The organism is Xenorhabdus taiwanensis (assembly GCF_036512875.1).
GTDB lineage: Bacteria > Pseudomonadota > Gammaproteobacteria > Enterobacterales > Enterobacteriaceae > Xenorhabdus > Xenorhabdus taiwanensis.
Map to the genome: position 1 here is coordinate 1,393,480 of NZ_AP028978.1, position 26,165 is coordinate 1,419,644.

23 protein-coding genes are annotated in these 26,165 nt (G+C 41.8%); 9 read left to right on the forward strand and 14 right to left on the reverse strand.

Going from position 1 to position 26,165, the window contains the following annotated elements; all coding sequences use genetic code 11:
* Window positions 1–136: 136 nt before the first annotated feature.
* Entirely contained in the window at window positions 137–2,251 is a 2,115-nt protein-coding gene (gene dinG, locus ACE1SE_RS06280; protein ID WP_374053107.1) for an ATP-dependent DNA helicase DinG, read from the forward strand.
* A 34-nt stretch (window positions 2,252–2,285) separates the two neighbouring features.
* On the opposite strand, the gene ACE1SE_RS06285 is transcribed toward dinG, so the two are convergent.
* Together ACE1SE_RS06285 and ACE1SE_RS06290 are read right to left on the reverse strand one after the other, a co-directional pair.
* Window positions 2,286–2,915: an AAA family ATPase gene (locus ACE1SE_RS06285; RefSeq protein WP_374053108.1), complete on the reverse strand. Its 630-nt coding sequence runs from the start codon at window positions 2,913–2,915 to the stop codon at window positions 2,286–2,288.
* On the reverse strand, window positions 2,908–4,035 hold the full coding sequence (locus tag ACE1SE_RS06290) for a hypothetical protein (protein WP_374053109.1): 1,128 nt from the start codon (window positions 4,033–4,035) through the stop codon (window positions 2,908–2,910). The genes ACE1SE_RS06285 and ACE1SE_RS06290 overlap by 8 nt, the downstream gene beginning before the upstream one ends.
* Window positions 4,036–4,875: 840 nt before the next feature.
* Between ACE1SE_RS06290 and ACE1SE_RS06295 the strand changes: the two genes are divergently transcribed.
* On the forward strand, window positions 4,876–5,229 hold the full coding sequence (locus ACE1SE_RS06295) for a cupin domain-containing protein (protein WP_374053110.1): 354 nt from the start codon (window positions 4,876–4,878) through the stop codon (window positions 5,227–5,229).
* Between the two features lie 105 nt (window positions 5,230–5,334).
* On the opposite strand, the gene ACE1SE_RS06300 is transcribed toward ACE1SE_RS06295, so the two are convergent.
* The 3 genes from ACE1SE_RS06300 to rhtA form a co-directional block, all read right to left on the reverse strand.
* Window positions 5,335–5,559 (reverse strand): alkylphosphonate utilization protein, encoded by a 225-nt coding sequence (locus tag ACE1SE_RS06300; protein ID WP_074022446.1) that lies wholly within the window; start codon window positions 5,557–5,559, stop codon window positions 5,335–5,337.
* A 188-nt stretch (window positions 5,560–5,747) separates the two neighbouring features.
* On the reverse strand, window positions 5,748–6,254 hold the full coding sequence (dps, locus tag ACE1SE_RS06305) for a DNA starvation/stationary phase protection protein Dps (protein ID WP_374053607.1): 507 nt from the start codon (window positions 6,252–6,254) through the stop codon (window positions 5,748–5,750).
* A gap of 210 nt (window positions 6,255–6,464) precedes the next feature.
* Complete coding sequence (gene rhtA / locus ACE1SE_RS06310; protein ID WP_374053111.1) at window positions 6,465–7,355, reverse strand: threonine/homoserine exporter RhtA; 891 nt, start codon at window positions 7,353–7,355, stop codon at window positions 6,465–6,467.
* 235 nt (window positions 7,356–7,590) lie between these two features.
* Between rhtA and ACE1SE_RS06315 the strand changes: the two genes are divergently transcribed.
* Window positions 7,591–8,055, forward strand: coding sequence for a GNAT family N-acetyltransferase (locus ACE1SE_RS06315; RefSeq protein WP_374053112.1), 465 nt, complete (start codon window positions 7,591–7,593; stop codon window positions 8,053–8,055).
* Between the two features lie 101 nt (window positions 8,056–8,156).
* On the opposite strand, the gene ACE1SE_RS06320 is transcribed toward ACE1SE_RS06315, so the two are convergent.
* Window positions 8,157–9,152, reverse strand: coding sequence for a Gfo/Idh/MocA family protein (locus ACE1SE_RS06320; RefSeq protein ID WP_374053113.1), 996 nt, complete (start codon window positions 9,150–9,152; stop codon window positions 8,157–8,159).
* Between the two features lie 263 nt (window positions 9,153–9,415).
* Between ACE1SE_RS06320 and ACE1SE_RS06325 the strand changes: the two genes are divergently transcribed.
* A complete protein-coding gene (locus ACE1SE_RS06325) occupies window positions 9,416–11,011 on the forward strand; it encodes an ABC-F family ATPase (protein ID WP_374053114.1) in 1,596 nt (531 codons plus the stop codon).
* Between the two features lie 78 nt (window positions 11,012–11,089).
* Here ACE1SE_RS06325 and moeB read toward each other — a convergent pair whose 3' ends face one another.
* Together moeB and moeA are read right to left on the reverse strand one after the other, a co-directional pair.
* Window positions 11,090–11,845 (reverse strand): molybdopterin-synthase adenylyltransferase MoeB, encoded by a 756-nt coding sequence (moeB, locus tag ACE1SE_RS06330; protein WP_374053115.1) that lies wholly within the window; start codon window positions 11,843–11,845, stop codon window positions 11,090–11,092.
* A 32-nt stretch (window positions 11,846–11,877) separates the two neighbouring features.
* Window positions 11,878–13,134, reverse strand: a complete 1,257-nt coding sequence (gene moeA, locus ACE1SE_RS06335; protein ID WP_374053116.1) for a molybdopterin molybdotransferase MoeA — start codon at window positions 13,132–13,134, stop codon at window positions 11,878–11,880.
* A gap of 208 nt (window positions 13,135–13,342) precedes the next feature.
* On the opposite strand from moeA, the gene ACE1SE_RS06340 reads away from it, so the two are divergent.
* From ACE1SE_RS06340 to yeiB, 3 genes are all read left to right on the forward strand, one after another.
* Window positions 13,343–14,527 carry a YbfB/YjiJ family MFS transporter gene (locus tag ACE1SE_RS06340; protein ID WP_374053117.1) on the forward strand — a complete coding sequence of 395 codons (1,185 nt, stop codon included), beginning with the start codon at window positions 13,343–13,345 and terminating at the stop codon, window positions 14,525–14,527.
* A 180-nt stretch (window positions 14,528–14,707) separates the two neighbouring features.
* Window positions 14,708–15,376 (forward strand): GTP cyclohydrolase I FolE, encoded by a 669-nt coding sequence (gene folE / locus ACE1SE_RS06345; RefSeq protein ID WP_374053118.1) that lies wholly within the window; start codon window positions 14,708–14,710, stop codon window positions 15,374–15,376.
* Window positions 15,377–15,391: 15 nt separating this feature from the next.
* Window positions 15,392–16,549: a DUF418 domain-containing protein YeiB gene (gene yeiB, locus ACE1SE_RS06350; RefSeq protein ID WP_374053119.1), complete on the forward strand. Its 1,158-nt coding sequence runs from the start codon at window positions 15,392–15,394 to the stop codon at window positions 16,547–16,549.
* Between the two features lie 95 nt (window positions 16,550–16,644).
* On the opposite strand, the gene sanA is transcribed toward yeiB, so the two are convergent.
* The 6 genes from sanA to metG form a co-directional block, all read right to left on the reverse strand.
* Complete coding sequence (gene sanA, locus ACE1SE_RS06355) at window positions 16,645–17,367, reverse strand: outer membrane permeability protein SanA (RefSeq protein ID WP_374053120.1); 723 nt, start codon at window positions 17,365–17,367, stop codon at window positions 16,645–16,647.
* A gap of 202 nt (window positions 17,368–17,569) precedes the next feature.
* The gene (locus ACE1SE_RS06360) at window positions 17,570–19,267 is read right to left on the reverse strand and encodes an NAD-dependent malic enzyme (protein WP_374053121.1); all 1,698 of its coding nucleotides are present in this window, start codon (window positions 19,265–19,267) and stop codon (window positions 17,570–17,572) included.
* A gap of 162 nt (window positions 19,268–19,429) precedes the next feature.
* Window positions 19,430–20,314, reverse strand: coding sequence for a cytidine deaminase (gene cdd / locus ACE1SE_RS06365; protein WP_374053122.1), 885 nt, complete (start codon window positions 20,312–20,314; stop codon window positions 19,430–19,432).
* A gap of 202 nt (window positions 20,315–20,516) precedes the next feature.
* Window positions 20,517–21,212 (reverse strand): CidB/LrgB family autolysis modulator, encoded by a 696-nt coding sequence (locus ACE1SE_RS06370; RefSeq protein ID WP_374053123.1) that lies wholly within the window; start codon window positions 21,210–21,212, stop codon window positions 20,517–20,519.
* Window positions 21,206–21,703 carry a CidA/LrgA family protein gene (locus tag ACE1SE_RS06375; RefSeq protein WP_374053124.1) on the reverse strand — a complete coding sequence of 166 codons (498 nt, stop codon included), beginning with the start codon at window positions 21,701–21,703 and terminating at the stop codon, window positions 21,206–21,208. Before ACE1SE_RS06375 ends, ACE1SE_RS06370 begins: the two co-directional genes overlap by 7 nt.
* 148 nt (window positions 21,704–21,851) lie before the next feature.
* Window positions 21,852–23,879 carry a methionine--tRNA ligase gene (gene metG / locus ACE1SE_RS06380; protein ID WP_374053125.1) on the reverse strand — a complete coding sequence of 676 codons (2,028 nt, stop codon included), beginning with the start codon at window positions 23,877–23,879 and terminating at the stop codon, window positions 21,852–21,854.
* A gap of 183 nt (window positions 23,880–24,062) precedes the next feature.
* Here metG and apbC point away from each other — a divergent pair, with 183 nt between their 5' ends.
* Complete coding sequence (gene apbC, locus ACE1SE_RS06385; protein ID WP_374053126.1) at window positions 24,063–25,175, forward strand: iron-sulfur cluster carrier protein ApbC; 1,113 nt, start codon at window positions 24,063–24,065, stop codon at window positions 25,173–25,175.
* Window positions 25,176–25,523: 348 nt separating this feature from the next.
* The gene (gene udk / locus ACE1SE_RS06390; protein WP_099131933.1) at window positions 25,524–26,165 is read left to right on the forward strand and encodes a uridine kinase; all 642 of its coding nucleotides are present in this window, start codon (window positions 25,524–25,526) and stop codon (window positions 26,163–26,165) included.

Sequence of the window (26,165 nt, forward strand, 5' to 3'; positions counted from 1 at the left end):
CGGCTTCCAGAGGCAAGACAAGCGATAAACTATTTTTGCAAAAGCTGGAAACTGTTTCCCAGTAATGGCCTTATAAGGCTGATCTGAGATTCACTCTATGAGAGAATAGTCCCCTCATTTTTAAGCAGCAAAATTCATGGCACTTTCCAATTCAATAAAAAATCAGATCAGTCAGTGGTATAAATCATTGTCTACCCATATTGATGGTTTCATTCCACGCGCGCCGCAACGCCAAATGATCGCGGAAGTTGCAAAGACATTGGCGGATGAAGAAGGGCGGCATTTGGTGATAGAAGCACCAACAGGAGTAGGAAAAACGTTGTCATATCTGATCCCTGGGATTGCCATCAGCCGGGCAGAACAGAAACCATTGGTGGTCAGTACAGCCAATGTTGCTTTACAAGATCAAATCTACAGCAAGGATTTACCGCTACTGCGTAAGATTATTCCTGATCTGAAATATACGGGCGCTTTTGGTCGGGCACGCTATGTTTGTCCGCGCAACTTGGAAGCTATTTGCGCCGCAGAAGGGGAGCAGATTGACTTGATGTTTCTGGTTGAAGACCAGACTGAAATTGCCAATAGTGAAGAGCGGGAACTATGCCGTCGATTGCGCAGTGATTATACGACATTTGCATGGGATGGTTTACGTGATCACCATAAACTGGCACTGGCAGATTCTCTATGGGCAAAAATCAGTACGGATAAAATGAACTGTCTGGCACGCAATTGTCAGTTTTACTCCCGTTGTCCATTTTTTCTTGCCCGTAGGGAAATTGAAGATGCAGATGTTGTTGTCGCCAATCACTCTTTGGTTATGGCTGCGTTGGAAAGTGAATCTGTTTTGCCGGAAGCAAAAAATCTGTTGTTGGTTCTGGATGAAGGGCACCATATTCCCGAAGTAGCAAGGGATGCCCTGGAAGTTGAAGGGGAAATAACCTTATTCCAGCTTAATGGGCAGTTAGATGTATTTATCCGTCATGTAGAACAGTATCTGGTTCAATTCCGACCGACCAAACCACCTGCTTTAGCAAATATCCCTCGATTGCAGACTCATTGTGCAACAATCCGTGAATACTTTACCGAATTGGCGGAGATAACACAGGCATTATTGCCTGAGCGTGGTGAAGCGGAAGAATACCTATTCGAATTGGGAAAGCTACCGGATAGTTTACTGCTCTGCTGTCAGCAATTATTTAAACTTACTGATGGATTGCGTGGTTTGGCGGAAGCGATTTTAAATGATTTAGGTGATCAGACAGCCAAACAGGATATTGTCCGCTTGCATCGTGCTATTTTGCAATCCAGCCGAATATTGGGTTATTTTGAGAATATAACAAGACTGTGGCGTTTGGCTTCACAAGAAGAGTCTTCCCATGCGCCGATATCAAAATGGTTAACGCGCCGCTATGAGAAAAACCAATCACATCTTTATTTTCATTGTGCCGGAATTCGGGTCAGCGAACAATTAACCCAGCTACTATGGCGCACCATTCCTCATGTTGTAGTGACATCGGCCACGTTACGTTCACTAAATAGTTTTTCCCGCATTCAGGAACTTACCGGATTACATGAAAATTATGGTGATCGTTTTATCAGCCTGTCATCACCTTTTGAACATGTGCGACAAGGGCGTTTGGTCATTCCGCAAATGACACAAGAGCCGACCATTCAAAATGAAATGCAGCATCTTGAGGAAATGTCACGTTATTTTCGCTCGCAACTGATGGCAGGGAAACATCGGGGAATGTTGGTACTTTTTAGCAGCCAACGAGCAATGGAAGGGTTCCTGACTTTTGTTACGGACTTGCGGCTGATGTTATTGGTACAAGGTGATCAGCCTCGTTATCGATTGGTAGAAACGCATTGCAAGCGTATTGATGAAGGACAAACTAGCGTTTTGGTTGGGTTGCAGTCATTTGCAGAAGGTTTGGATCTCAAAGGTGATTATCTTTCACAAGTCCATATCCATAAAATTGCATTTCCTCCCGTAACCAATCCAGTGATTATTACTGAAAGCACATGGTTGAAATCTTTAAAACGTTATCCATTTGAAGTACAGAGTTTACCCAGCGCTTCTTTTAACTTAATTCAACAAGTAGGAAGGTTAATTCGCAGCCATAAGTGTTATGGTGATGTCGTGATTTATGACAATCGGTTATTGACCAAGCGTTATGGTTCACGTTTATTGAATTCTTTGCCTGTATTTCCAATTGAACGGCCAAAGGTGCCGTCGGAAAAGGATAAATAACTCAAGGATGGGTTATTTATCCAATCGCATTGCATCAATGTTCCATCTTGATAACTTGGTTTTTATGTATCTTATAATCATTGATCATTAACCCTTGCAAGAAACTCTCATCATGAGAGCTTAAAATAAAAATTTTTTTGTCGGCAAAGGATTTGATCAACTCCCTAAAAAAAATGATTGATTTTAAATCAAGACCATTAGTAGGTTCATCAAAAATATAAAAATCAACATCAGAAATTAGTGCTGATGTCAGTAAGAATTTCTTTTTAGTGCCTAAAGACATATTGCCGAATTCTGTATTTAAATAATGAGAGATCCCAAAACCTGTTAAATAATCTACCAAATGAGCGTTATGATTTATCTTTTTATAACGTTTGGTTAAATTAATGATATCAAGGCCAGTAAGAAAATGGTAAAAATTAACTTGGTCAGATAGATAAAAACCTTGCTTTTGCAAGTTGAATAAATGATTTTTATGATCTTTGACAAAATTGATTTTACCTTTATTTATCTTTTTAATGCCAGAAAGGCAAGAAAGAAAGGTTGTCTTGCCAGAACCATTGATGCCAGTGATACGATTTATACCAATATTAAATTGACAATTAACATTTGAGAATATCTTTCTACTACCAACCATCGTCTCCAGTTCAATGATATCAAGCATAAATATATCCTCCTAAACAAGAAAATAAAACTATGGAACATAATGTGAGTAATTTTGTATAGTGTGTCTTTGATAGGTTCATTAGTGCAGTGAAAACAGATATTACATAATAATAAAGAAATAAAACTGTATGCAATGAATGCGTTACAAATAAGATAAATACACCACATAAGATAGTAAAAACAGAAAGGCAGATGCCATAATTAAGTAATAGGAGTTTTTTTGTTGATATAAAATTAATCAGATGATAAAGACAATTTTTATTGGTATGAACTAAACGATAGAACAATATCATTGAGATATAGAGTATGAATCCAAAGTAACCTATAGTAATATAGTTAATATTTTCAGGAGCTTGTTGGCAAGCTATATAAGCAATGAAATATAAAAACACTATCGAGGCTATTATATTTACAAAAAAAACTTTGTTAGTTGATAGAAAATAGAACAAATTGATAGGATAGGGAAATAAAAGTTTGTTAGATAGAATAATACCATTTCTTTGATGATTTTTATTATCTTTTCCACCTTTGGTAAATATTTGAAAAGAAATAGTTAAAATAATTATAGTATAAGCCAGGTTATATAATGGATTATATCTAAATATAGACATGAAAATAATCGAAGATGATAAAATTATGGTGTGAGATAAATTCAATTCTGACAAGGCGAATCCAATCACGGCAAAGGCTGTGATCAAGAATAACACAGAGGTCATTTGTGATAATAAATTACCACTGTCAGATAATAATCCTATGAAAAAGAAAATAGAGACAGGTATAGCACTATAAACCATAAAAATAATTCGGGATACAAAGAAAGTTTTTTGGTCTATTAATGATGAAATAAAACTATTTGAATGTTTTAATGGAAATAACGGTTTTTGCACTGAATAAAAGATAACATATACCAATAGGAATATTGATGTTTGGTAAAGGGAAGTTATCATGTTATTTGAGGTTATTACATGTTGTGATAAATATATCAATCCGCTAAAAATTCCTTCTGCTTTTGCTGGAATAAATAAAAAACATAAAAATAAAATAAGGTTTTTATTTCCTGATGCAAATTTTTTTATCTTGCCTTTATATTCCAATATATCTGCAATAAGTAAATTCATTTTTTCTCCTAAAACCATATTCTATATTACTTCTGGTGATTTTATGGATTAATTTTATTTATGTCTTGAAATTTATTTATCCACTCTTTTAAAAGTTAATTTAATTAATGTTACATATACCCATCGTTATTGAAGGTACTTAGCCACTTAATAATGACGGGTATACATACACCCCAACAGTTTAACTTACGGATTTCTGAAATCACATTTATTTAATAGAATTGAAGTTATATTGTATCTATTGATGCATACAATCGCTATATACCTCTTTAAGGCAAAATTGATATTTTTTATGATGTTTAATATGCTTGGCACATATAGTCCGTGCGCGTGCTTCGCATTGCTCAGATTTATCATTCAATTTTGCTTCTGTTGCAAATGTATTCCAGGATATTAATAGCAGAATAGCTGTGCATAGAGTAAGTGAAGTCTTCATCTTGTAACCTCTATATAAATTTTAATATTTTCAATATCTTTACTCTGTATCAGAATAAAAACATCTTTATCATAAATTCTCTTCGCTGAAATTCCAATCTATTTGGTGCTTTTCTGGGAATTGGTTTATGAATTATGTACTTAATGGATTGATTTTATAAGTGATATTGTTATTTTTTTAGCGGGCAAATTTAATTAGCAGAGGTAATAATTAGTCGCCTGATTCAATATGAGTAATACTATTCAATTTTAATGATGGGGATACTACGCTCGGTGCCTGATAAACTGAATGTTTAAATTTTTTTACTAGTATGTCACTATAAAAAACGGGAAGACTATAATTTTATGGAATGGATGATTGTTTAAAATTTAAACCAAAAACTAGTTAAAGGAAAAGGATATAACATGAGCCATATTGCCGCATTGAGAAAAGTCAATAATTTAAAACAAGAATTTGATTTAATAGAAGAAATTTGGTCACCGAAGGTGATAGCTCAAACAAACGAATATAAGATAATCATATTGCTCGCTGAAGGTGATTTTATATGGCACACACATGAAGATGAAGACAAGGTATTTATGGTTATTGAAGGTGAACTTCGTATAGATTTTAAAAATGATCACGTAATAATAAAGCAAGGTGAGTTTTTTGTAGTACCTAAAGGGGAGGAAAGTAAGCCTTCGTCCAAGACATTAACCAAGCTGCTATTAATAGAACCCTATATAGTCGCGAATTCAGATCAGAAGTGTCACGCGTGATTTGAGTTGGAGGCAAGGGCGGGCTGATTAGCTCTTCCTTCTCAAGGATAAATAATATAAAAGTTAATATTATTTATCCTTTAAGCAAGAATAGGATTGTAACAATTATTTATCTATTTTTTTCAGGAAACAGGTTTTCAGGACTAATCCCTTAATTTTATCGGCATTGCATTCAATCTCATCTTCGCGGTGGGTCAGGCGGATGTTTTTGATCAGCGTGCCGCGTTTCAGTGTCTTGGAAGTCCCTTTGACTTTCAAATCCTTGATAACCTGAACTGAATCACCGTCGTTCAGTAATGCGCCGTTAGAATCTTTGACTTCGATATCCATCTTATAGAATCCTCATGTTTATTTTTGAATCAAACAGGGATTATAGAGAGAAAAATGATTTTTTTAAAGGTTTGCGGGATTTTTAAGGTTATAACTTCTATTTTTAATATTTTTTCCATCAACAATGGATGTTGATGAAAAAAGGCCACGGATGTGGCCTTAACCTAATGAAGAATAATATTTTTATTTTATTGCTCAATATTTGCTTCGATAAACCATAAAAATTTGTCGAGATCACGGGATGCCGCGGTAAACATATCCGCAGTGTCTTCATCTTCCGCATCAACAATCGCCTGACGGATATCATTAGCAACGACAGCATAACGATCTGCCAGTGCCTTTAGATGATCCTGTACACCATGAATACCTGTCGGGTAGCTTTCCAATGTGGTACGTTTATACACTTCTTGAACAGTGCCCAGCGCCGTTCCACCTAATTGAACCGCTCGCTCTGCAAATGTGTCAAGATGATCAGTAATGGAATTACGAAAATCATCCAGCATTTCATGAATGGCGATGAAATTGCGGCCACGCATGTTCCAGTGAGCCTGTTTGGTCAGCATGGATAGATCGATAAATAGGGTTACCATATGATTTAAGGCAGTAATCGTTCTCTGTTTAATACCCTCATCAAGATTATTTCGGGTATAAATCAGGCCAGAAGGTTGGGTTTTGATTAATTTTGCTGTATTCATCATAATGCTCCCTTAATTCTGAGTAATGAGTTATCTCATTAGATAGAATAAATTTAGTTGATCATCTGCCAGAAGTCATATTGCTTATCTCTATCGAATTGATAGTTATTATATTGGTCGATAACATATTGATAATTCGTAAAAATAAAAAACCGGAGAATATAATTCTTTCTCCGGCTTCAATAAATCATATTAATATTTCTAAAGTCATTATTCTACTTTTTCTATTTTAGTTTTTCGCTTAATAGTCGAGGTGGAGCCTATAGAAGCACAAATAATGCAAAAGAGAGCAATCCATTGAGTTTTTGTCAAATGCTCATTAAGGAAGATGATACCTGATAATGCGCCCAATGCAGGTTCAAGACTCATTAATGTCCCAAATGTTTTGGCTGGCAGGCGAGTAAGAGCAATCATCTCCAGAGTGTAAGGAAATGCGGTGGATAAAATGGCGATCCCCAGAGCAATAGGTAGCAGAGAAGTATCGAACAGTAGTTCAGGGCCAGTCTGTATTAATCCGATTGGGAAGAAGATGAAAGCAGCAATGAGTGAACCGATAGAGACTGTCGCGGCACCATAGCCCGCCCCAGCACGTTGCCCAAAAATAATATAAAGTGCCCAAAAAACACCGGCTCCCAGTGCGTACACAATACCGATAGGATCGAGTGTATTGATGCTATTCCCGATTGGCAGCAGGAAGCTTAATCCGGCAATGACCAAGGCAATCCAGAGAAAATCCAGAGGGCGGCGGGAAGAAAACATGGCTACTGCTAAAGGTCCGGTGAACTCAAGCGCAACGGCAATGCCGAGCGGAATTCGGGATAAGGACAGATAAAACAGATAGTTCATTGCTCCCAGGGAAATACCGTAGGCGAAAAGAGGGAGTAATGAAGAACGCTGAAATTTCAGTCGCCACGGTTTAAAAATCAAAAATAGAATAATCGTTCCTAATGCAAGTCTCAGAGCGGTGACACCAGGCGCACCAATGACAGGAAATAATGTTTTAGCCAGTGAGGCTCCAGCTTGAATTGATGTCATTGACAGTAACAATAAAATCACAGGAAGCAGTGGAAAAGAAGCTGCCCGATGTTTGGAAAGAGACATTTTAAAAAAACCTCAGTTACAACGTGTTATTTAAGGGATGCCATCTTCGCAGTGAAACAGAGATAACTCAACAGTATTATCAGTTGCATGTTTGTTAATAGGGAGTGTTGTGGCTTTGTCGGGGAATTTTGGCACATTGGAAGTATGCAGTGAGGGGACTTGATCGTTTTAATAATTATATTATCCTGTTGGTGGAAATTCATACTGATTCATTAAAAATAATCGAGGGAATCTAATGATAATAAGAACGGCTACTATGCAGGATATTGAGGCTATTTTATCTCTTTATCGTGTATTGTTCAGTGAAATGGCGGCGTTGCAGCCGGATAGAATGCAAGCGGCTGAACAAGACAGAGATTCTATTGTTTCCTATATCAATAACGATAAATTTCATTTATTAGTTGCAGAAGATGAGAGTGGCAGCATTAGAGGTTTTGCTATTGCTCAAGAGCAAAAGACGCCTCCCTTTAATGGACTGGTTCCAAGGACTTATGGTTATGTTTTTGACCTAGTGGTGAGTCAGGAGGCCAGAAATCTTGGAATTGGCCAGAAATTACTGGCTGGTATGAAAAAGTGGGCGCAAGAAAACCATTATTCGCATCTTGAACTGAGCGTATTATCCCAGAATGTTGATGCGATACGTTTTTATATCAGGGAGGGGTATCAAGAAACCAGCAGAACGATGGCGCTTACTTTGTGATCAGGAATGATATATTAAAACCATCAAAGCGATACTTTGATGGTTATTGTAATCGTTAAGGTAGTCAATCTACCCTGCATAAATTAAGGTAGTTTAAAAAGTTATACAACTTGCCGCCCTCGATACTCTTTTAATACTTCATCAATAACCCAACTGGTGCGAGCGGCAGATTCACCTGTGGATGGGCAATTGCCATTACCCTGTATGTTATTAATAACCGTCTGAATAAATGGCATTTGGATATGTTTGGGATTGTCGAAATGATATTGGTGTAGTTGGTTATTTTCGTCATAGTGTGAAATGGGGGAATCACCAAATGTGGCAAAAACTATTTTGCCTTTTGTACCGATAATTTCGACTTTATCCTCGCGAGAACTGGCGACAAAATTCCAAATGCCAACTCCCTGAACATGATTCTCGAACATAAATGACATGGAAACACAGTCTTCGGCGGGATAGGCTTTTGCCTGTGAATGGGCATGTCCTTTGACTGAGATAATTTTGCCCAGCAGAAAATCCAATATATCGAGTGTATGGCAAGCTAAATCAACAAATAAGCCACCACCAGATATTTCGGGTTTAACAAACCAGGGTAAGTTATCAGGATCTTGATAGATAGAGGACATTTCCCGGAATTGCATGCAATTGACAATTCGTGGTGTACCAATTGCGCCAGAATCAATTAATGCTTTTATTTTAATAAATCTCGGTAATGCTCTGCGATAATAAGCGACGAACAGGGGAACTTTTTGAAATTGGCAGATGGCAATCATTTCGTTACATTCTTCAAATGTTAATGCCATCGGCTTTTCGACATAAACACTTTTACCGGCCTGTGCTGCTAAAATAGTGTATTTCTTATGGGTAGAAGGTGGGGTAGCAATATAAACGGCATCAACTTCCGGATCATTAATTAAAGATTCGGCATCCGAGTACCATTTTCGAATATTGTGCCGTTCGGCAAAATCTTTGGCTAAATCTGCATTGCGGCGCATGACAGCAACTAATTCTGAATTCTCTAACTTATAAAAAGCAGGGCCACTTTTTACTTCTGTTACATTACCACAACCTATAATACCCCATCTTACTTTTTGCATTGTATTTTTCCGGTATATCGAATTGTTGAGTTGTAAAATTCAGAGTGAAGTTTATAACAGTGCCGTTTTTTGTTCTATATTTCACAGTTCAATAGGTTAAGTTTCTTATAAAAAATAATTAATATTCAGTATGTTATTTGAGGTGTTGCCCTGACTTTAATCGTGGGTAACGCATTCTGGCGATACTTTTCTTCTGTTGTGGCATAATGCGCGGCTATCGGTTTTATCATCTCCCTTTTTATTCACTTATAAGAGCAACAGTTGTGTTAAGTACAAACAACATCACTATGCAGTTTGGCAGTAAGCCACTGTTTGAAAATATTTCTGTCAAATTCGGCAACGGTAACCGCTATGGTCTGATTGGGGCGAATGGCGCAGGCAAATCTACTTTCATGAAAATCCTGGGCAGAGATTTAACGCCAACTTCTGGTAATGTCAGCCTTGATCCTAATGAGCGTCTGGGTAAGTTGCGTCAGGATCAGTTTGCTTTCGAAGAATATACCGTGTTGGATACCGTCATCATGGGACACTCGGAGCTATGGGAAGTCAAACAAGAGCGTGACCGCATTTATGCGATGACAGAAATGAGCGAAGAAGATGGCTATCGTGTCGCCGATCTGGAAGTCGCTTATGGTGAGATGGATGGTTACAGTGCAGAAGCGCGTGCCGGCGAATTGTTGCTGGGGGTCGGCATTCCTGTTGAGCAGCATTATGGCTTAATGAGTGCAGTAGCTCCGGGCTGGAAATTGCGTGTATTGTTGGCACAAGCTTTGTTTTCCGATCCTGATGTCTTGCTGCTCGATGAGCCAACCAACAACCTGGATATCGATACTATCCGTTGGTTGGAGGAAGTGCTCAACGAACGTAACAGCACTATGATCATCATTTCCCATGACCGTCACTTCCTGAATACGGTATGTACCCATATGGCCGATTTGGACTATGGCGAACTGCGTTTGTTCCCTGGCAATTATGATGAGTATATGATTGCCGCAACGCAAGCTCGTGAACGTCTGCTGGCTGATAATGCCAAGAAAAAGGCTCAGATTGCTGAATTGCAGTCATTCGTTAGCCGTTTCAGTGCGAATGCTTCCAAATCTAAACAGGCAACTTCCCGTGCCCGTCAGATTGATAAGATCCAGTTGGAAGAAGTGAAAGCTTCCAGCCGTCAGAATCCTTATATCCGTTTTGAGCAAGAGAAAAAACTGTTCCGTAATGCACTGGAATTGGAGGGCTTGACTAAGGGTTATGATAACGAGCCACTGTTCAAGAACCTGAATTTGCTGATGGAAGTCGGCGAAAAGATGGCGGTAATCGGTGAAAACGGTATCGGTAAAACGACACTTTTGAAAACCTTAGTGGGTGAAGAAACGCCCAATAGCGGCACAATTAAGTGGTCTGAAAACAGCACAATTGGCTATTACGCGCAGGATCACGCCAGTGATTTTAACTGTGATATGACCGTATTTGAGTGGATGAGCCAATGGAAGCGCGAAGGCGATGATGAGCAGGCAGTCCGCAGTATTCTCGGCCGTTTGTTGTTTGGGCAGGATGATATCAAGAAGAAAGTCGGTGTACTTTCCGGTGGTGAGCAAGGCCGGATGCTGTTTGGCAAACTGATGATGCAGAAGCCTAACATTCTGGTTATGGATGAACCAACTAACCACCTGGATATGGAGTCTATCGAATCTTTGAACCTTGCGCTGGAACTTTATCAGGGAACACTGATTTTCGTCTCTCATGACCGTGCTTTTGTTAGCTCACTGGCTAGCCGTGTTCTGGAAATTAAATCCGATAAAGTTATTGATTTTAAAGGTACTTATGATGAGTATCTGAAAAGTCAGGGGATTGTCGGGTAGGCCTTTATATTAGCAGAGAAACATCCGACCCAATTGGGCTGGATGTTTCTTTATCAGAATAAGTTTCCAACGACATATTCATTGCGACTGGCAAACCTCACACAAGGGATCTTTCAGCAACGTTATTTGACGAAATTGCATGGTCATAGCATCGAAAAGTAATACTTTGCCACAACAGGTTTTCCCGTATTGGGTTAATAGCTTAATGGTTTCCATTGCCTGCAATGAACCGATAGTTCCTACCAATGGCGCCATGACACCCGCTTCAATACAAGTCAGGCTGTTTTCACCAAACAAGCGGCTCAGGCAACGATAACAAGGCGCTTTCGGTTGGTAAGTAAAGACAGAAAGTTGACCCTCCATGCGGATCGCAGCACCTGATACCAACGTTATTTTACGTCTATAACACAGGCGATTGAGTTGTTCACGAATGGCAACATTATCTGTACAGTCGAGCACAATTTCGTGTTGACTGATTAGTTCATCTAACGCCAGCTCATCCAGTAATCCTTCAATGGGATTGATGGTGGTGTGTGGATTGATTTCCCGCAGGGTCAGCGCCGCGGAATGTACTTTTGCCATACCAATGCGCTCATCGCGATGGAGGATCTGCCGTTGCAGATTAGAAAGTGAAACCGTGTCAAAATCCAGCAGGCTAATTGTCCCAATACCCGCCGCTGCAAGATATTGGGAAGCTGCACAACCAAGTCCCCCTGCACCCACTATCAACACCTTGGCTGATTTTAATGTTTCCTGCCCGTCGAAATCGAAACCACGTAAGGCAATTTGTCGGTTATAACGCAAGGTTTCTTCATCAGTAAGTTCGACTGCCATTTTTCGGTATCTTCTTATTATTGGTTTTTCAGTTATTGGTTTTTCAGTAAATAGTTGAAAAATTCGATTTGCACGGTTTCACCAGCAGCAACATGCCCACGTTCCCGTTCCAGCACAATAAAACAGTTGCCGAGGCTATATGAACTAAAGATATGGGAGCCTTGATGCCCCGTAGTTTGCACTTCTAATTCACCATATTCATTCAGTGAAGCAATACCGCGTTGGAAATCCAGTCTGCCGGGGGATTTTTTCAAGGGTGTTGTCGTTTTGGCCGTGAGACGCATAGGCGGTTGCCATGCAGTAAAGCCCGATAAATGGGCAATCAACGGCTGTACTAATTGGTAGAAGGTGAGCACGGCAGACACCGGATTACCGGGCAAGCCGCAGAACCAGGTATTTTCCAATTTACCAAAGGCGAAAGGCTTACCTGGTTTAATGGCGAGTTTCCAAAAACTGATTTTTCCTGCTTCTTCTAAGATTTGTTTGGTGTAATCAGCTTCACCAACAGAAACGCCACCGCTGCTGATCACTAAATCAGCTTGTTTATCTGCTTCGATAAAGGCATGGCGCAATGCATCAGGATCATCGCGGATTACGCCAAGATCGATGATTTCACAATCCAATTTTTCCAGCATCAGGCGAATGGCAAATCGGTTGGTATCGTAAATCTGGCCTGCCTGCAAGGGTTCACCGATGGCTTGTAACTCGTCACCGGTAGAAAAAATGGCAACTTTCAGTTTGCGGACAACATCAACCGTTGCAATGCCTAGTGAAGCAATCAGCGGTAATTGTGTTGTGGAGAGTTTGATCCCTTTTGGTAATACCACCGTATTTTGGCTGATATCTTCCCCAATGGTGCGAATGTTTTGCCCCGGTTTTATCGGATGGGTGAAGCGAATTCCTGTTGCGGTAACCTCCGTTTGTTCCTGCATAACAACGGCATCAGCGCCAGAAGGAATGGGAGCACCAGTCATAATGCGGATGCAACTGCCATTCGGCCACTCCTGCTGAAACGGTATACCCGCCAGTGCTTTGCCTGCCATCGGCAAGGTTTGGTTTTCGTTAAGATCGGCAAGGCGAATGGCATAACCATCCATTGCTGAGTTATCAAATGAGGGTACGTTGATCGGGGAAATAATATCAGTGGCGGTAATTCTGCCCGCAGATTCGGTCAGATTAATGGTTTCTGTCGTGATCAGAGGGGTAGCAGTGAGAGGAACGGTATGTGTCAGTAATTTTTCTAATGCCTGATCAAGTGAGATTAAGTCTGATGTATGGCAATGATCCATAAGAAACTCCCTATACGCCGCAGATTGCGGACAAGTGTTTGTTCTTGTATTGAATGCATTATGGCAAAGATTGCATTGATGGGGAATGACAGGCAAGGGTGACTGCCACAGAGAGAGGTTGTTAATAAAAGATATATATTATATTTATGATTTGTTATAACTGAAGAAATCCCTCCAAAACAATTAATTTTATTACTATTTAATCACTATGAAAAATAAAACTGTTACATCTGGTAGTCGTAACTATCAAGCTTTTCAGATTGCATTAAGCGGTTTTCTCGCTTTAGTTGTTGCAATGGGAATAGGGCGCTTCACTTTTACACCACAAGTTCCATTGATGATCGCTGAGTCACAACTCACATTAACGGGTGCGGGGATAGTCGCAGCATTCAATTACCTCGGCTATCTGGCGGGTTCTTATGATGCCATGCGGGCGCAACGTTTTGTGGAATACCGTTTGTGGAGCGGTTTGTGGGGAGCCGTCATTATCACCCTGCTTTCCGCATTGTTGGATGGACCGATATTGCACAGTATTGCCCGCTTTTTTATTGGCTGGGCAAGTGGCTGGACGCTGGTATTGGTAGCCGCATGGGCGAATGATGAATTGGCAAAATTAAATCGCCCAGGATTGAGTGCAGCCGTTTTCTCAGGGACGGGGGTGGGGATCTTTATCAGTGGCATGGTAGCAATTGGGGTTCAATCCTGGCAGATGAGCGCCGCCAATGCGTGGATGTTATATGGCATTCTGGCGCTGTTATTCAGTATTTATGTCAGTCGTTATCTGCCTCGCAGCGGTGAATTACACCGTCCGCAGACGGCGATCCAAACACTGAGCATGACACCGGAAATCAAGCGATTGGTGTGGTGTTATAGTCTGGCTGGGTTTGGCTATATTTTACCTGCGACGTTTCTTTCCCAAATGGCAACAGAGCGTTTTCCTGATAGTTTGTTTGCCCAATTTGTCTGGCCAATTTTTGGCGGTGCTTCGGTCATTGGTATCATGCTGGGAATTTTGCTGCGTAATGTATCAACATCTCAAATCCGTTTGGCGGTCACATTATGGCTTCAGGCACTGGGTATTTTGATTGCCGAAATGCTACCGGGCATTGGCGGCTTGATGATTGGGGCATTGCTGATAGGCGGTGGATTTATGTGTGTAGTACAGCTTGCTTTGCAGTATGGTCGTGAATTGGCTCCCAATCATGCCCGATATATGGCGGGATTGCTGACTACGGGTTATGCGCTAGGGCAATTGATAGGGCCAATGTTATCAGCTATTTCGACATGGTTGACAGGCAGATTGGAACCTGCTTTGTATATCGCATTTATTGGGTTGCTCATTGCCGGATTGCTGGTATTTTATCGCACCAATACCCATCGTGAACCATCCTGATTTGGTGCATTGAGGATGTACAGGTATAGTTATGCACCTATTCGTGTATTCGCGTAGACGATATATACGTAGAACACAAGATAAAATAGATTAGTGTGGTATTACATTCGCTGATATCTGCGTAAAATAAGTATCCCGATTTCCCGTCAAGTAACGGAAATATTTACCTTGGAGAAACTGATGTCATCCCTAAGTACAGAAGCTGCGCTGGTGCATTCGGCACTGGTTGACCGTGGTCTTGAAACCCCATTGCGTGGATCAACTTTAGCGCCAGAGGCGCGTAAAGCACGCATTGAGGAACACATGACAGAAATTATGAAGCTGTTAAATCTCGATTTACGTGATGACAGTTTGGCAGATACACCCGGTCGTATCGCGAAAATGTATGTGGATGAGATATTCTCAGGGTTGGACTATAACAATTTCCCGAAAATTACGTTGATAGAAAATAAAATGAAAGTGGATGAAATGGTGACAGTGCGTGATATTACGATGACCAGCACTTGTGAACACCATTTTGTCACTATTGATGGCAAAGCCACGGTTGCTTATATTCCTAAGGAAAAAGTCATTGGTTTGTCAAAGATTAACCGCATTGTCCAGTTTTTTGCACAGCGCCCACAAGTGCAGGAGCGTTTAACACAGCAGATCTTGATTGCACTACAAACCTTGCTTGGCACAAATAATGTCGCTGTTTCCATCGATGCTGTCCATTATTGCGTGAAAGCGCGTGGTATTCGTGATGCAACCAGTACCACAACGACGACTTCGCTGGGTGGGTTATTTAAAACCAGCCAGAATACACGACAGGAGTTCCTGCGTGCTGTGCGTCATTTGCACTTATCATGATGAATTTCTATTACCATGAAACACAGTTGTAATAGGGTAATGTGTCAGAGAATTGAGATACTTGATAGCGTGCGCGGTTTTGCCATTTTGGGAATATTGCTGCTGAACATTTCCAGTTTTGCCTTGCCATATGCAGCCTATATGAATCTGTTTTATAAAGATTCAGTTTCGTTCTCTGACGTGATGACATGGTCTGTATTGAATACCTTTACTCAGGGAAAATTTTTGTTCATCTTGACGCTGTTGTTCGGAGCATCACTCGAATTGCTTCGGCAGCGGGGGCGTGATTGGAATATCCCCAGGTTACTGGTTTTGGCTGTTATTGGTTTATTGCATGGTGTTTTGCTATGGGATGGCGACATTTTGTTGTCATATGGCGTTGTTGGCTTATTAGCATGGCGTTTTATCGATAATCGTCAAAAGTTGTTTGGCACAGCGGTGACTTTCTATTTATTTGGCGTAATGATGTTTTATCTTCTGGGGCTTTTTCCCTTAGGGGAAAATAATTCATTCTGGCAGCCTACACCGGAAGATATTTCTTATGAAAACTACTGGAAAACGTATGGTGGATTATTGGCCATAGAATATCGTATTCGTCAGATAAGCGGTGCGATGATTGTGGTGATTGTGCAATATGGCTGGCAAATAATGGGTGTCATGCTTTGTGGTGCTATGTTGCTGCGTAATGGTTGGTTAAAAGGAGAATTCAGTCGTAAACATTACTGCCGATTAGCATTATGCCTGATCCCCGCTGGTATGACGATTCAGGGTATTGCCTTGTCGATACAATATTTATATCCCTACAGTTATTTTGCATCCTGGACTGTCCGTTACACCATTACTGAATTGGCAACACCGTTGCTGGCATTGGCTTATATCGCACTGATTTATGGATTTTGGCCGGCTATTTCACGCTGGAAAATCACGTTTTGGCTCCGGCAGGTTGGGAAAATGGCACTGAGTAGCTATTTGCTGCAAACACTGGTTTGTACCACACTGTTTTATCGCTTTGAGTTATTTGGGCAGTTTAGCCGTTTGGAGTTAATGGCATTTATTCCCTTTATCTGGGCATTGAATATTTGGTTTGCTTGCTGGTGGTTGAAGCGTTATTCTCAGGGGCCGATGGAAAAGCTTTGGCGCAGTTTAACAGTAAAATTGGCAGGTAAAATTTAGGAAAAGCTTTGCCAACCATTTCACCTCTGACAGATTTTAAGAGGTTAATAGGTTGCAGTTTAGTTTTGTTGGTAAACTGCAACTTTTATCCATTCTTATTTCTTTTGCGGTTTCCTTTCTATTTCCTGTAACTCCTCTGGTGATACCGCAGGGTAACCCTGAATTCCTGTTGGTACAGTATGTGGGGCAGGGATCGGCAGTAATGGGCCTAAAAAGCGAGGTTCACGTTTTAAAATATAGAGATCAGTCAAGGCACCGAGACGAGCCAATACTTCCCTGAGACGGATAGTCATCATATTTTTGGGGGAGGGAACTACATAACATTGTGCTTCTATACCAAAATGCATAGCGATAAACAGGGCTCGTTCGCAATGAAAGCGCTGAGTGATAATAGTAAAATCGTTGGTGTCAAATACCTTGCGGGTTCTGACAACCGAGTCCAATGTTCTGAAACCGGCAAAATCCATCACAATGTTACTGGCCGGAATTCCTGCCTTGATCAAATCCTTCCGCATAGTCATTGGCTCATTATAACTATGCTGGGCGTTATCCCCACTCAATAGCAGGTATTTGACTTTACCGCTGTTGTAAGCATTAATCGCGCCTTGGATCCGATAGAAATAATATTGGTTATATGTACCGGTTTTATAATATTTGGATGTGCCGAGTACCATACCGACTTCTCGCTCAGGCAATTGCCTGATATCATCAAAAATGTAAGGAGCAGTTTTCCAGCTAACCAAACGGTCAAGCATAACGGCTGCCAGTATAAGGACAGCAATAATAAAAATGAGACCAGTAATCAAGCGCTTCCACATGATTTTTGTTTGCCTTATATGCGCTGATAAGCCAATGCCCTAAAGGCTACTTGACTTGAAATATTGAAGCAAGTTTTGGGGATCATATTGGAACTAAACGGATTCAATTTAAAGAATAGAAAGCAGTTATTTATGATTTATCTGACCCGATGATTATTTTTCAAGCCTGCCAATATGACTGGCAGGCTTGTTACCAACATTATCAGAATGAAGTGCGTTTATAGATGCGATATTCTGGTTTCCAGAAATTACGCTCGATCGCCTCATCCAATGCATCTTCCGATGTAACAATCGCTACACCTTGAATTTGGGCTTTTTTCGCCACTTCTTTGGCTATTTTGCGGGAAACATCCTGGATATCATCAATCAGTGGCAACAATGGGCCAGAGCCTGTTTGTGCCAGCGGTGAACAATCTGCTAATGCGCGGCTGGCAGCCATCAACATATCATCGGTAACACGTTTAGCGCCGGCGGCGATAACGCCTAAACCGATCCCTGGGAAGATATAAGAGTTGTTACATTGTGCGATTGGATATTCCTGACCGTCATATTTTACTGGTGCAAATGGGCTTCCTGTAGCGACCAATGCTTTGCCTTCTGTCCAATTGATGATGTCTTCTGGACGAGCTTCCACACGTGATGTTGGGTTGGAAAGAGGCATCACGACTGGACGTTCACAATGTTTGTGCATTTCACGGATGATCTCTTCGGTGAACAGACCCGATTGACCAGAAACACCAATCAGGACTGTAGGTTTGGCGTTGCGAACCACGTCCATCAATGAGAGAGAATCGCTGGTGGCATCCCAGGATTGTAAGGCGACGCTTTTCTGTACCAATGCACTTTGGAAATCCAGCAAATTTGGCAGCTTGTCAGTAAGGAGGCCAAAGCGGTCAACCATAAACACGCGAGCACGAGCCTGTTCATCACTCAATCCTTCAGATTTCATTTGAGCAATGATCTGCTCTGCAATACCACAGCCAGCAGAGCCAGCCCCAAGGAATGCCACGGTTTGATCTTTTAATTGTCGGCCTGCCGCACGGCTGGCGGCAATCAGGCTACCCAAGGCAACAGCTGCGGTGCCCTGAATATCATCATTGAAGCTGCAAAGCTCATCGCGATAGCGGTTCAACAGTGGCATGGCATTGTTTTGGGCAAAATCTTCAAATTGCAGCAGCACGTTAGGCCAGCGACGTTTCACGGCCTGGATAAATTCATCCACAAATTCATCGTACTCTTTGCCAGTAATACGTGGATGACGCCAGCCCATATACAGTGGGTCATTGAGGCGCTGTGGGTTATTTGTTCCTGCATCCAGAACCACAGGCAGGGTATAAGCAGGGCTGATCCCGCCACAGGAGGTATACAGTGACAGTTTACCGATAGGAATACCCATGCCTCCGATTCCCTGATCACCCAGACCAAGGATGCGCTCACCATCGGTAACAACGATAACTTTTACATTCTGCTTGGTGGCATTTTGCAGCATATCATCAATGTAAGCCCGATTTGGGTAGGAGATAAACAGACCACGAGCACGACGGTAAATGTCAGAAAAGTGTTCACATGCTGCACCAACGGTTGGCGTGTAGATAATCGGCATCATTTCGCTTAGGTGGGCATCAAGGAGACGATAGAACAGCGTTTCGTTGGTGTCTTGAATATTCCTTAAATAAATGTGTCTATCGATATCGTTTTTGAAATCGACATATTGACGGTAGGCGCGTTCTGCCTGCTCTTCTATTGTTTCAACGGCCTGTGGCAATAAGCCATGCAAGTTGAAATGACGGCGTTCTTCTTCTGTAAAGGCACTGCCTTTATTCAGCAGAGGAAATTCCAACAAGATAGGGCCAGCGTAGGGAATATAGAGAGGACGTTTACTTTCGTGTTCCAGTTCCATGATGCTTACTCTTTGAACTTATCAATAACAAAATCGGCTACCGATCCTAAGAAGATAAAAACAATAAGTACAGTAAATGTTACTTAGATATGATTATCATGAGCAAAAATGAGAGATAACATGCAGAATTAGCTAATAAAATGTTATTGGATGATATACATGTCAAAATGTATACCGTTCTACTTTTGTACAACCGAGAGCATTTAATGTGCATTCTGTCGCATTCCATTGTGATAAATGGCTATTTTCACCCTCCACCAAGACTGCCCGCTTGATGAATTGACAATTGCTGCCTGCCATGTTCATGAAAATCAGTGCTGCCTGTAATGGAGGTAAGCTTGGGTTGAATGCCGCATTTTCTGCATAACGGCCGGTATAAATTTTCCCTTGTTCATCTTGCAGGGCAATTCCTGCATGGGATTGGCTATAAGGTGCATGGCTGTGGTTTGCTGCATCCAATGCTGCGTGCACCAATTTGTCACTGGTAGCTAACTGATAGCCGTGATTAACCTCATCAAGCAGCAATGGCGTATCGGCTAAATCGTGTGGGCCAAAAGCTTCTGGCAGGTAGTCGGCCAGAGTTAATGGTGGACGATTGGGGAGGTAAACCTCTAATTGTGTTCCACTATTCAATTCATTCATAAATTGTCGGCAATGGCCGCAAGGTGAGTAGTTGACAGTGATAGCAACCAACTTCTTCTCGCCACGCAGCCAGGCATGTGTGATGGCTGATTGTTCTGCATGGACGGTTTGCTGCAATGGAACGCCAGCGAATTCCATATTGGCACCGAAATAGAGATTACCACTTTCTCCTCGTGCAACTGCACCAACATAAAAATGGGAAACAGGGGCAAGGGAATAGGCGGCAGCAAGTGGCAATAAGGCCAATGCCAGTGTTTGATCATCAAATCCGCTGAGTTGTTTGATTGACTCCACTTGCTCTGCTGTCAGCATGGCTGGAAAATCGTCGGTGCCAATATAAGGTAATAGAGCTTTTTGCAGTTCAGGTGTCATTTCTGACCAAATAGCGTGAAAACGAGCTTGCATAGAATGATCTCCAAATTAATTGAAGGTCATTCTAGGACGTCTGGTCAGGTTTGCAATGTGATGCAAGTAATATAATCAATGAAATCTATGTAATAGAGACATTATTTTAGTGATCTGTGTAAAATTTTGCTGTCTTAATGGGTTTATTTACTTTTTTGTTGCGATCTTGTAATGGCTGAAGCCATAGTTATTCATAAAATGGTTAACCAAACAAATGCAGCAATATTGGAAATAGAAAAGGTGCAATCAGTGAGGTAATAATGCCGCAGGTCATTAAGGCCAGTGAGCTGTATGCACCTTCAACGTGATCCATTTCCGCACAGCGAGCCGTTCCTACCGCATGGGATGCTGTGCCCATTGCCAATCCCCGTGCCGACTGGGTTTTTATTTTTAGAATGTTAAATAGATTGTGACCAAAGATAGCTCCTAAAATACCTACCATAATGACACAAGCTGCACTAATGGCAGGAATACCACCGATGGAATCGGCCACAGCCATAGCGATTGGGGTCGTCACGGATTTGGGGAGAACAGAGGCCACAATTTCAGGTGTAGCACCTGTCCATAATGCGATGGCAGTTCCTGTAACCATTGCAACAATGCTGCCCACAAAACAGATGCTAATGATGGATTTCCATTGAGCCCGGATTTGATGCAGCTGTTCATACAGGGGAAAAGCCAAAGCAACGACGGCAGGTTGCAGCAAATCGTTCAGTATCCGGCTACCGGCAAAATAGTGTTTGTAAGGAGTATGAGTCAGCAGCAGCAAGGGAATGATAACGGCCATTGAAATCAATAACGGATTAAATATAGGCAGCTTGAGTCGTACTGACAGCTTTTTAGCGCAGTAAAATACAACCAGGGTTAACGGTAGTGACCACCAAATATGGCTTAACATTTTTTTTTCTCTTCCGGTTCTTGTGATAACTGTTGTGATGGATTTATGGGTGTTGAAGTGAGTTCTTGCTGCTTAGTATTCGTCTGACTAGTATCCATTTGTTGAGTCCCAATAATGATACGTTCACGATGAATATAGTGGGAGCTGTAAGCAACGACGACCATAACAATCACTGTGCTAACGATACAAGAAAGGAGTATGGGGAGCATTTGTTGGCTAAGCTGTGGGTAATAATCCATGATCCCCACCCCGATGGGTAAAAAGAGCAGTGTCATGTTTTTCATCAACAGGCTACAGCCTGGTTTTACCCAGTGAGAGGGAATAATTTGGGATGCGAGTAAACCAAACAGGAGAAGTAAGCCAATAATACTGCCGGGGAGAGAGAAGGGAAGCAATGCCGAAATAGTATTCCCCGCGATCAGGCACAAATAAAGCAGCGCAAATGCGCGCAGATATTGCCAACCTATTATCAGCACATTTTGGAAAGACATAATCAATAATTCCTCAATACAACGAGGGTTTTATCATACGACTAACATTGTGAATGTGCCACACATCACATTAAAAAGCGGGTCTTTTTGGGAGCCCGCTTTATTATCTAATTGATAATTAAAGATATCTGTCAAGGATACGTAACTATCATTTAACCTGCATACCTGGTTGAGCGCCACTATCTGGGCTTAACAAGAAAATATCGTTTCCACCAGGACCTGCCGCCATTACCATGCCTTCTGAAATACCGAAGCGCATTTTGCGTGGAGCAAGGTTGGCCACCATCACAGTCAGACGATTTTCCAGCGCTTTAGGATCAGGATAAGCTGAACGAATACCAGAGAAAACCTGGCGAGTTTCACCACCGAGATCGAGTGTTAGTTTCAGTAATTTATCTGAACCTTCGACAAAATCAGCCTGTTTGATTAAAGCAATTCGCAAGTCAACCTTGGCAAAGTCATCAAATGCAATAGTGTCCTGAATTGGATCATCCGCCAATGGGCCTGTTACGGTTTTTTGTGGTTCGATGCTCTCTTTCGAATCAGCAACCATTGCTTCAATTTTAGCCATTTCGATGCGGTTGAACAGTGCCTTGAATGGTGAAACGTCATGGTTTAACAGAGGCTGCTGGATGCTGTCCCAGGTCAGTTCAGTATTTAGGAAGGTTTCTGCTCGTGTGGTTAAACCTGGAAGAACCGGTTTCAGGTAAGTCATCAGCACGCGGAACAGGTTAATTCCCATTGAGCAGATTGCTTGCAGATCAGCGTCACGGCCTTCTTGTTTCGCCACAACCCACGGTGCTTGTTCATCAACATAGCGGTTAGCCAGATCGGCCAGTGCCATAATTTCACGGATTGCCTTGCCAAATTCACGGTTGGTAAAGTCTTCTGCAATCCCCTGTGCAGCTTCGACAAACTTCTGGTATAGCGCAGGATCAGCGAGTTGGTCGGCCAGTTTGCCCCCAAAGCGCTTGTTGATAAAGCCTGCATTACGTGAAGCAAGGTTAACCACTTTATTAACGATATCGCTGTTTACACGCTGAACAAAATCTTCCAGATTCAGATCAATATCATCAATGCGGGAAGAGAGTTTTGCCGCGTAGTAATAGCGCAGGCAGTCTGCATCAAGGTGTTTCAGATAAGTACTCGCTTTGATGAAAGTGCCACGAGATTTAGACATCTTAGTGCCGTTAACCGTGATGTAGCCGTGGACGAACAGGTTAGTTGGCTTACGGTAATTACAGCCTTCCAGCATGGCAGGCCAGAACAGACTGTGGAAATAAACGATATCTTTGCCAATAAAATGGTAGAGATCGGCTTTGGAATCTTTCTCCCAGAATTCATCGAAATTCAGGTCATTACGTTTATCACACAGATTCTTGAACGAGCCCATATAGCCAATTGGAGCATCCAGCCAGACATAGAAATATTTACCTGGCTGATCAGGGATCTCAAAGCCAAAATAAGGTGCATCACGGGTAATATCCCATTGTTGCAGCCCAGCTTCGAACCACTCCTGCATTTTATTTGCCACTTGCTCCTGCAAAGTGCCAGAACGTGTCCATTTTTGCAGCATATCGCTGAACGCAGGCAGATCGAAGAAGAAATGCTCTGTATCACGCATTTCTGGCGTTGCCCCAGAGACAACGGAACGGGGATTAAGCAATTCCGTCGGAGAATAAGTAGTTCCGCAGACTTCGCAGTTATCACCATACTGATCTTCTGCCTTACATTTCGGGCAGGAGCCTTTGACGAAGCGATCCGGTAGGAACATACCTTTTTCTGGGTCATACAATTGAGAAATCGTCCGGTTTTTAATGTAACCGTTCTTTTTCAGTTCCAGATAAATTTTGGAGGCAAGCGCTCTGTTCTCTTCGCTGTGTGTAGAGTGGTAATTATCATAGCTAATGGCAAAACCGGTAAAATCCTGCTGATGCTCTAGGCTCACCTTGGCAATCATCTCTTCTGGAGAGATACCACTCTGCTGGGCTTTCAGCATAATTGGTGTACCGTGGGCGTCATCGGCACAGACAAAGTGAACCTCTTTGCCGCGCATTCGATGATAACGAACCCAAATATCAGCCTGAATGTGTTCCAGAATATGACCGAGATGAATTGGACCGTTAGCATAAGGTAACGCACAGGTCACCAATAATTTGTTCGCGACTTGAGACATAGTTAGGATCTGACTTCCGTAAAGTGAAAAGGGTTTTTGATGTTACCTGATAAGGAGCGTTGCCGCTAGGGTAACGCAAGATCTTCATCACTTTTACTCGTTGCCTTTATCCTAAGTGGTTAGCTTCTGTTATGATGACCAAAACAGTTTTAGGTTGAAAAAGATAAATCAAAAGGAGCCGGGATGAACTCACAATCCCCCGAGCAGACCAATCCTGACCTGCTGAAAAAACATGTTGTAAAGATATTAACGACATTCAAACATCCGACTTTAGAACAAGATTTGATTGCCCTGAAAGCATTGCATCATTGCGCTATGCTGGATGGGATACTGCATATTGAATTAACCATGCCGTTTGTCTGGAAAAGCGCCTTCGAAATCTTAAAGAAAGAAACTACCCAACCTTTGCAATCTGCAACGGGAGCAAAATCCGTTGAATGGCGATTAACCCACGATATCAGCACATTGCGCCGAGCCAATAATCTGCCTGGTGTTAATGGTGTGCGTAATATTGTGGCAGTCAGTTCAGGAAAAGGGGGCGTAGGGAAATCCAGCACAGCGGTGAATCTGGCGTTGGCGCTGGCACAAGAGGGCGCTAAAGTGGGCATTTTGGATGCGGATATTTATGGCCCATCCATCCCCAATATGCTTGGTACAGCCAAAGAGCGCCCGACTTCCCCTGATGGACAGCATATGGCACCGATTATGGTGCACAGCATGGCAACCAACTCCATCGGCTACCTTGTTACCGATGATAACGCGATGGTATGGCGTGGCCCGATGGCAAGCAAAGCCTTGATGCAAATGTTGCAAGATACGCTGTGGCCAGATCTGGATTATCTGGTGATTGATATGCCGCCAGGGACAGGAGATATTCAACTAACGTTGTCCCAGAATATTCCGGTGACAGGGGCGTTGGTTGTCACAACACCGCAAGATATTGCCCTGATCGATGCGATGAAAGGCATCGTTATGTTCCAGAAAGTCAATGTGCCAGTGTTGGGGATTATTGAGAACATGAGTACCCATATTTGCAGTAATTGCGGTCATCATGAGCCAATTTTCGGCACGGATGGGGCGGCAAAACTGGCAGAAAAATATCATTGCCAGTTACTGGGGCAGATCCCGCTGCATATTTCACTGCGTGAAGATCTCGATCGTGGTGAACCAACGGTAATTAGCCAGCCTGACAGCGAATTTGCAGATATTTATCGTGAAATTGCTGACAATATTTCAGCGAAGATGTATTGGCAGGGCGAAAAAATCCCAACTGAAATTTCTTTTCGGGCAGTCTGATTAATGAATTTAACCGTAGTAACAGCGGTTATGTAGGAAATGTTGATCAATGGCTCTGCTGATATTGAGTCATTGATCAAGGCTCAATGTTTTCTCTATTTTTTATCAAAATATGACATCTCAATCACCAGAGAGCTATTGCGCATTTATGTGAAAATTATTTATGGGATATTTTCCACTAGATGAATAAAATTGCGGAATTTTTACCCGAAACGTATCAAAAAAAACGAGACTTATCTTGTTTACTCTGGAATAGAAGTCATTAACTCCCTATAATCCGCCAAACATGGTGTTAACGAATACCATATTTCTACTTTATTTTTCTTTTTTAACCAGGTTATTTTTAGTATGGCTGATGAAGCACATAAGTGTACAATCGTAGGTATTTCAGGTGCCTCCGCCTCAGGCAAAAGCCTTATTGCCAGCACACTTTATCGAGAATTACGGGCTCAGGTTGGTGATCACAATATCGGCGTTATTCCAGAAGATTGCTATTATAAAGACCAAACTAACACCCCGATAGAAGAACGTTATAAAGTCAATTATGATCACCCAAATTCAATGGATCACAATTTACTATTCGAACATCTTCAGGCATTGAAAGCTGGAAAATCCATTGAATTGCCACAATATGACTACGTTGAGCACACCCGCAAACCTGAATCCATTCATTTTGAACCGAAAAGAGTTATTATCCTCGAAGGTATTCTACTGTTAACAGATAAGCGTCTACGCCAGGAACTGGATTTCTCCATTTTTGTCGATACGCCACTGGATATCTGTTTGATGCGTCGTATCAAACGTGATGTGAATGAACGCGGACGTTCATTGGATTCAGTGATGGAACAATACAAGAAAACCGTACGTCCAATGTTCTTGCAGTTTATCGAACCATCGAAACAATATGCCGATATTATTGTGCCTCGTGGTGGAAAAAACCGCGTAGCTATTGATATCTTAAAAGCCAAGATTGGCCAATTTTGCGAATAA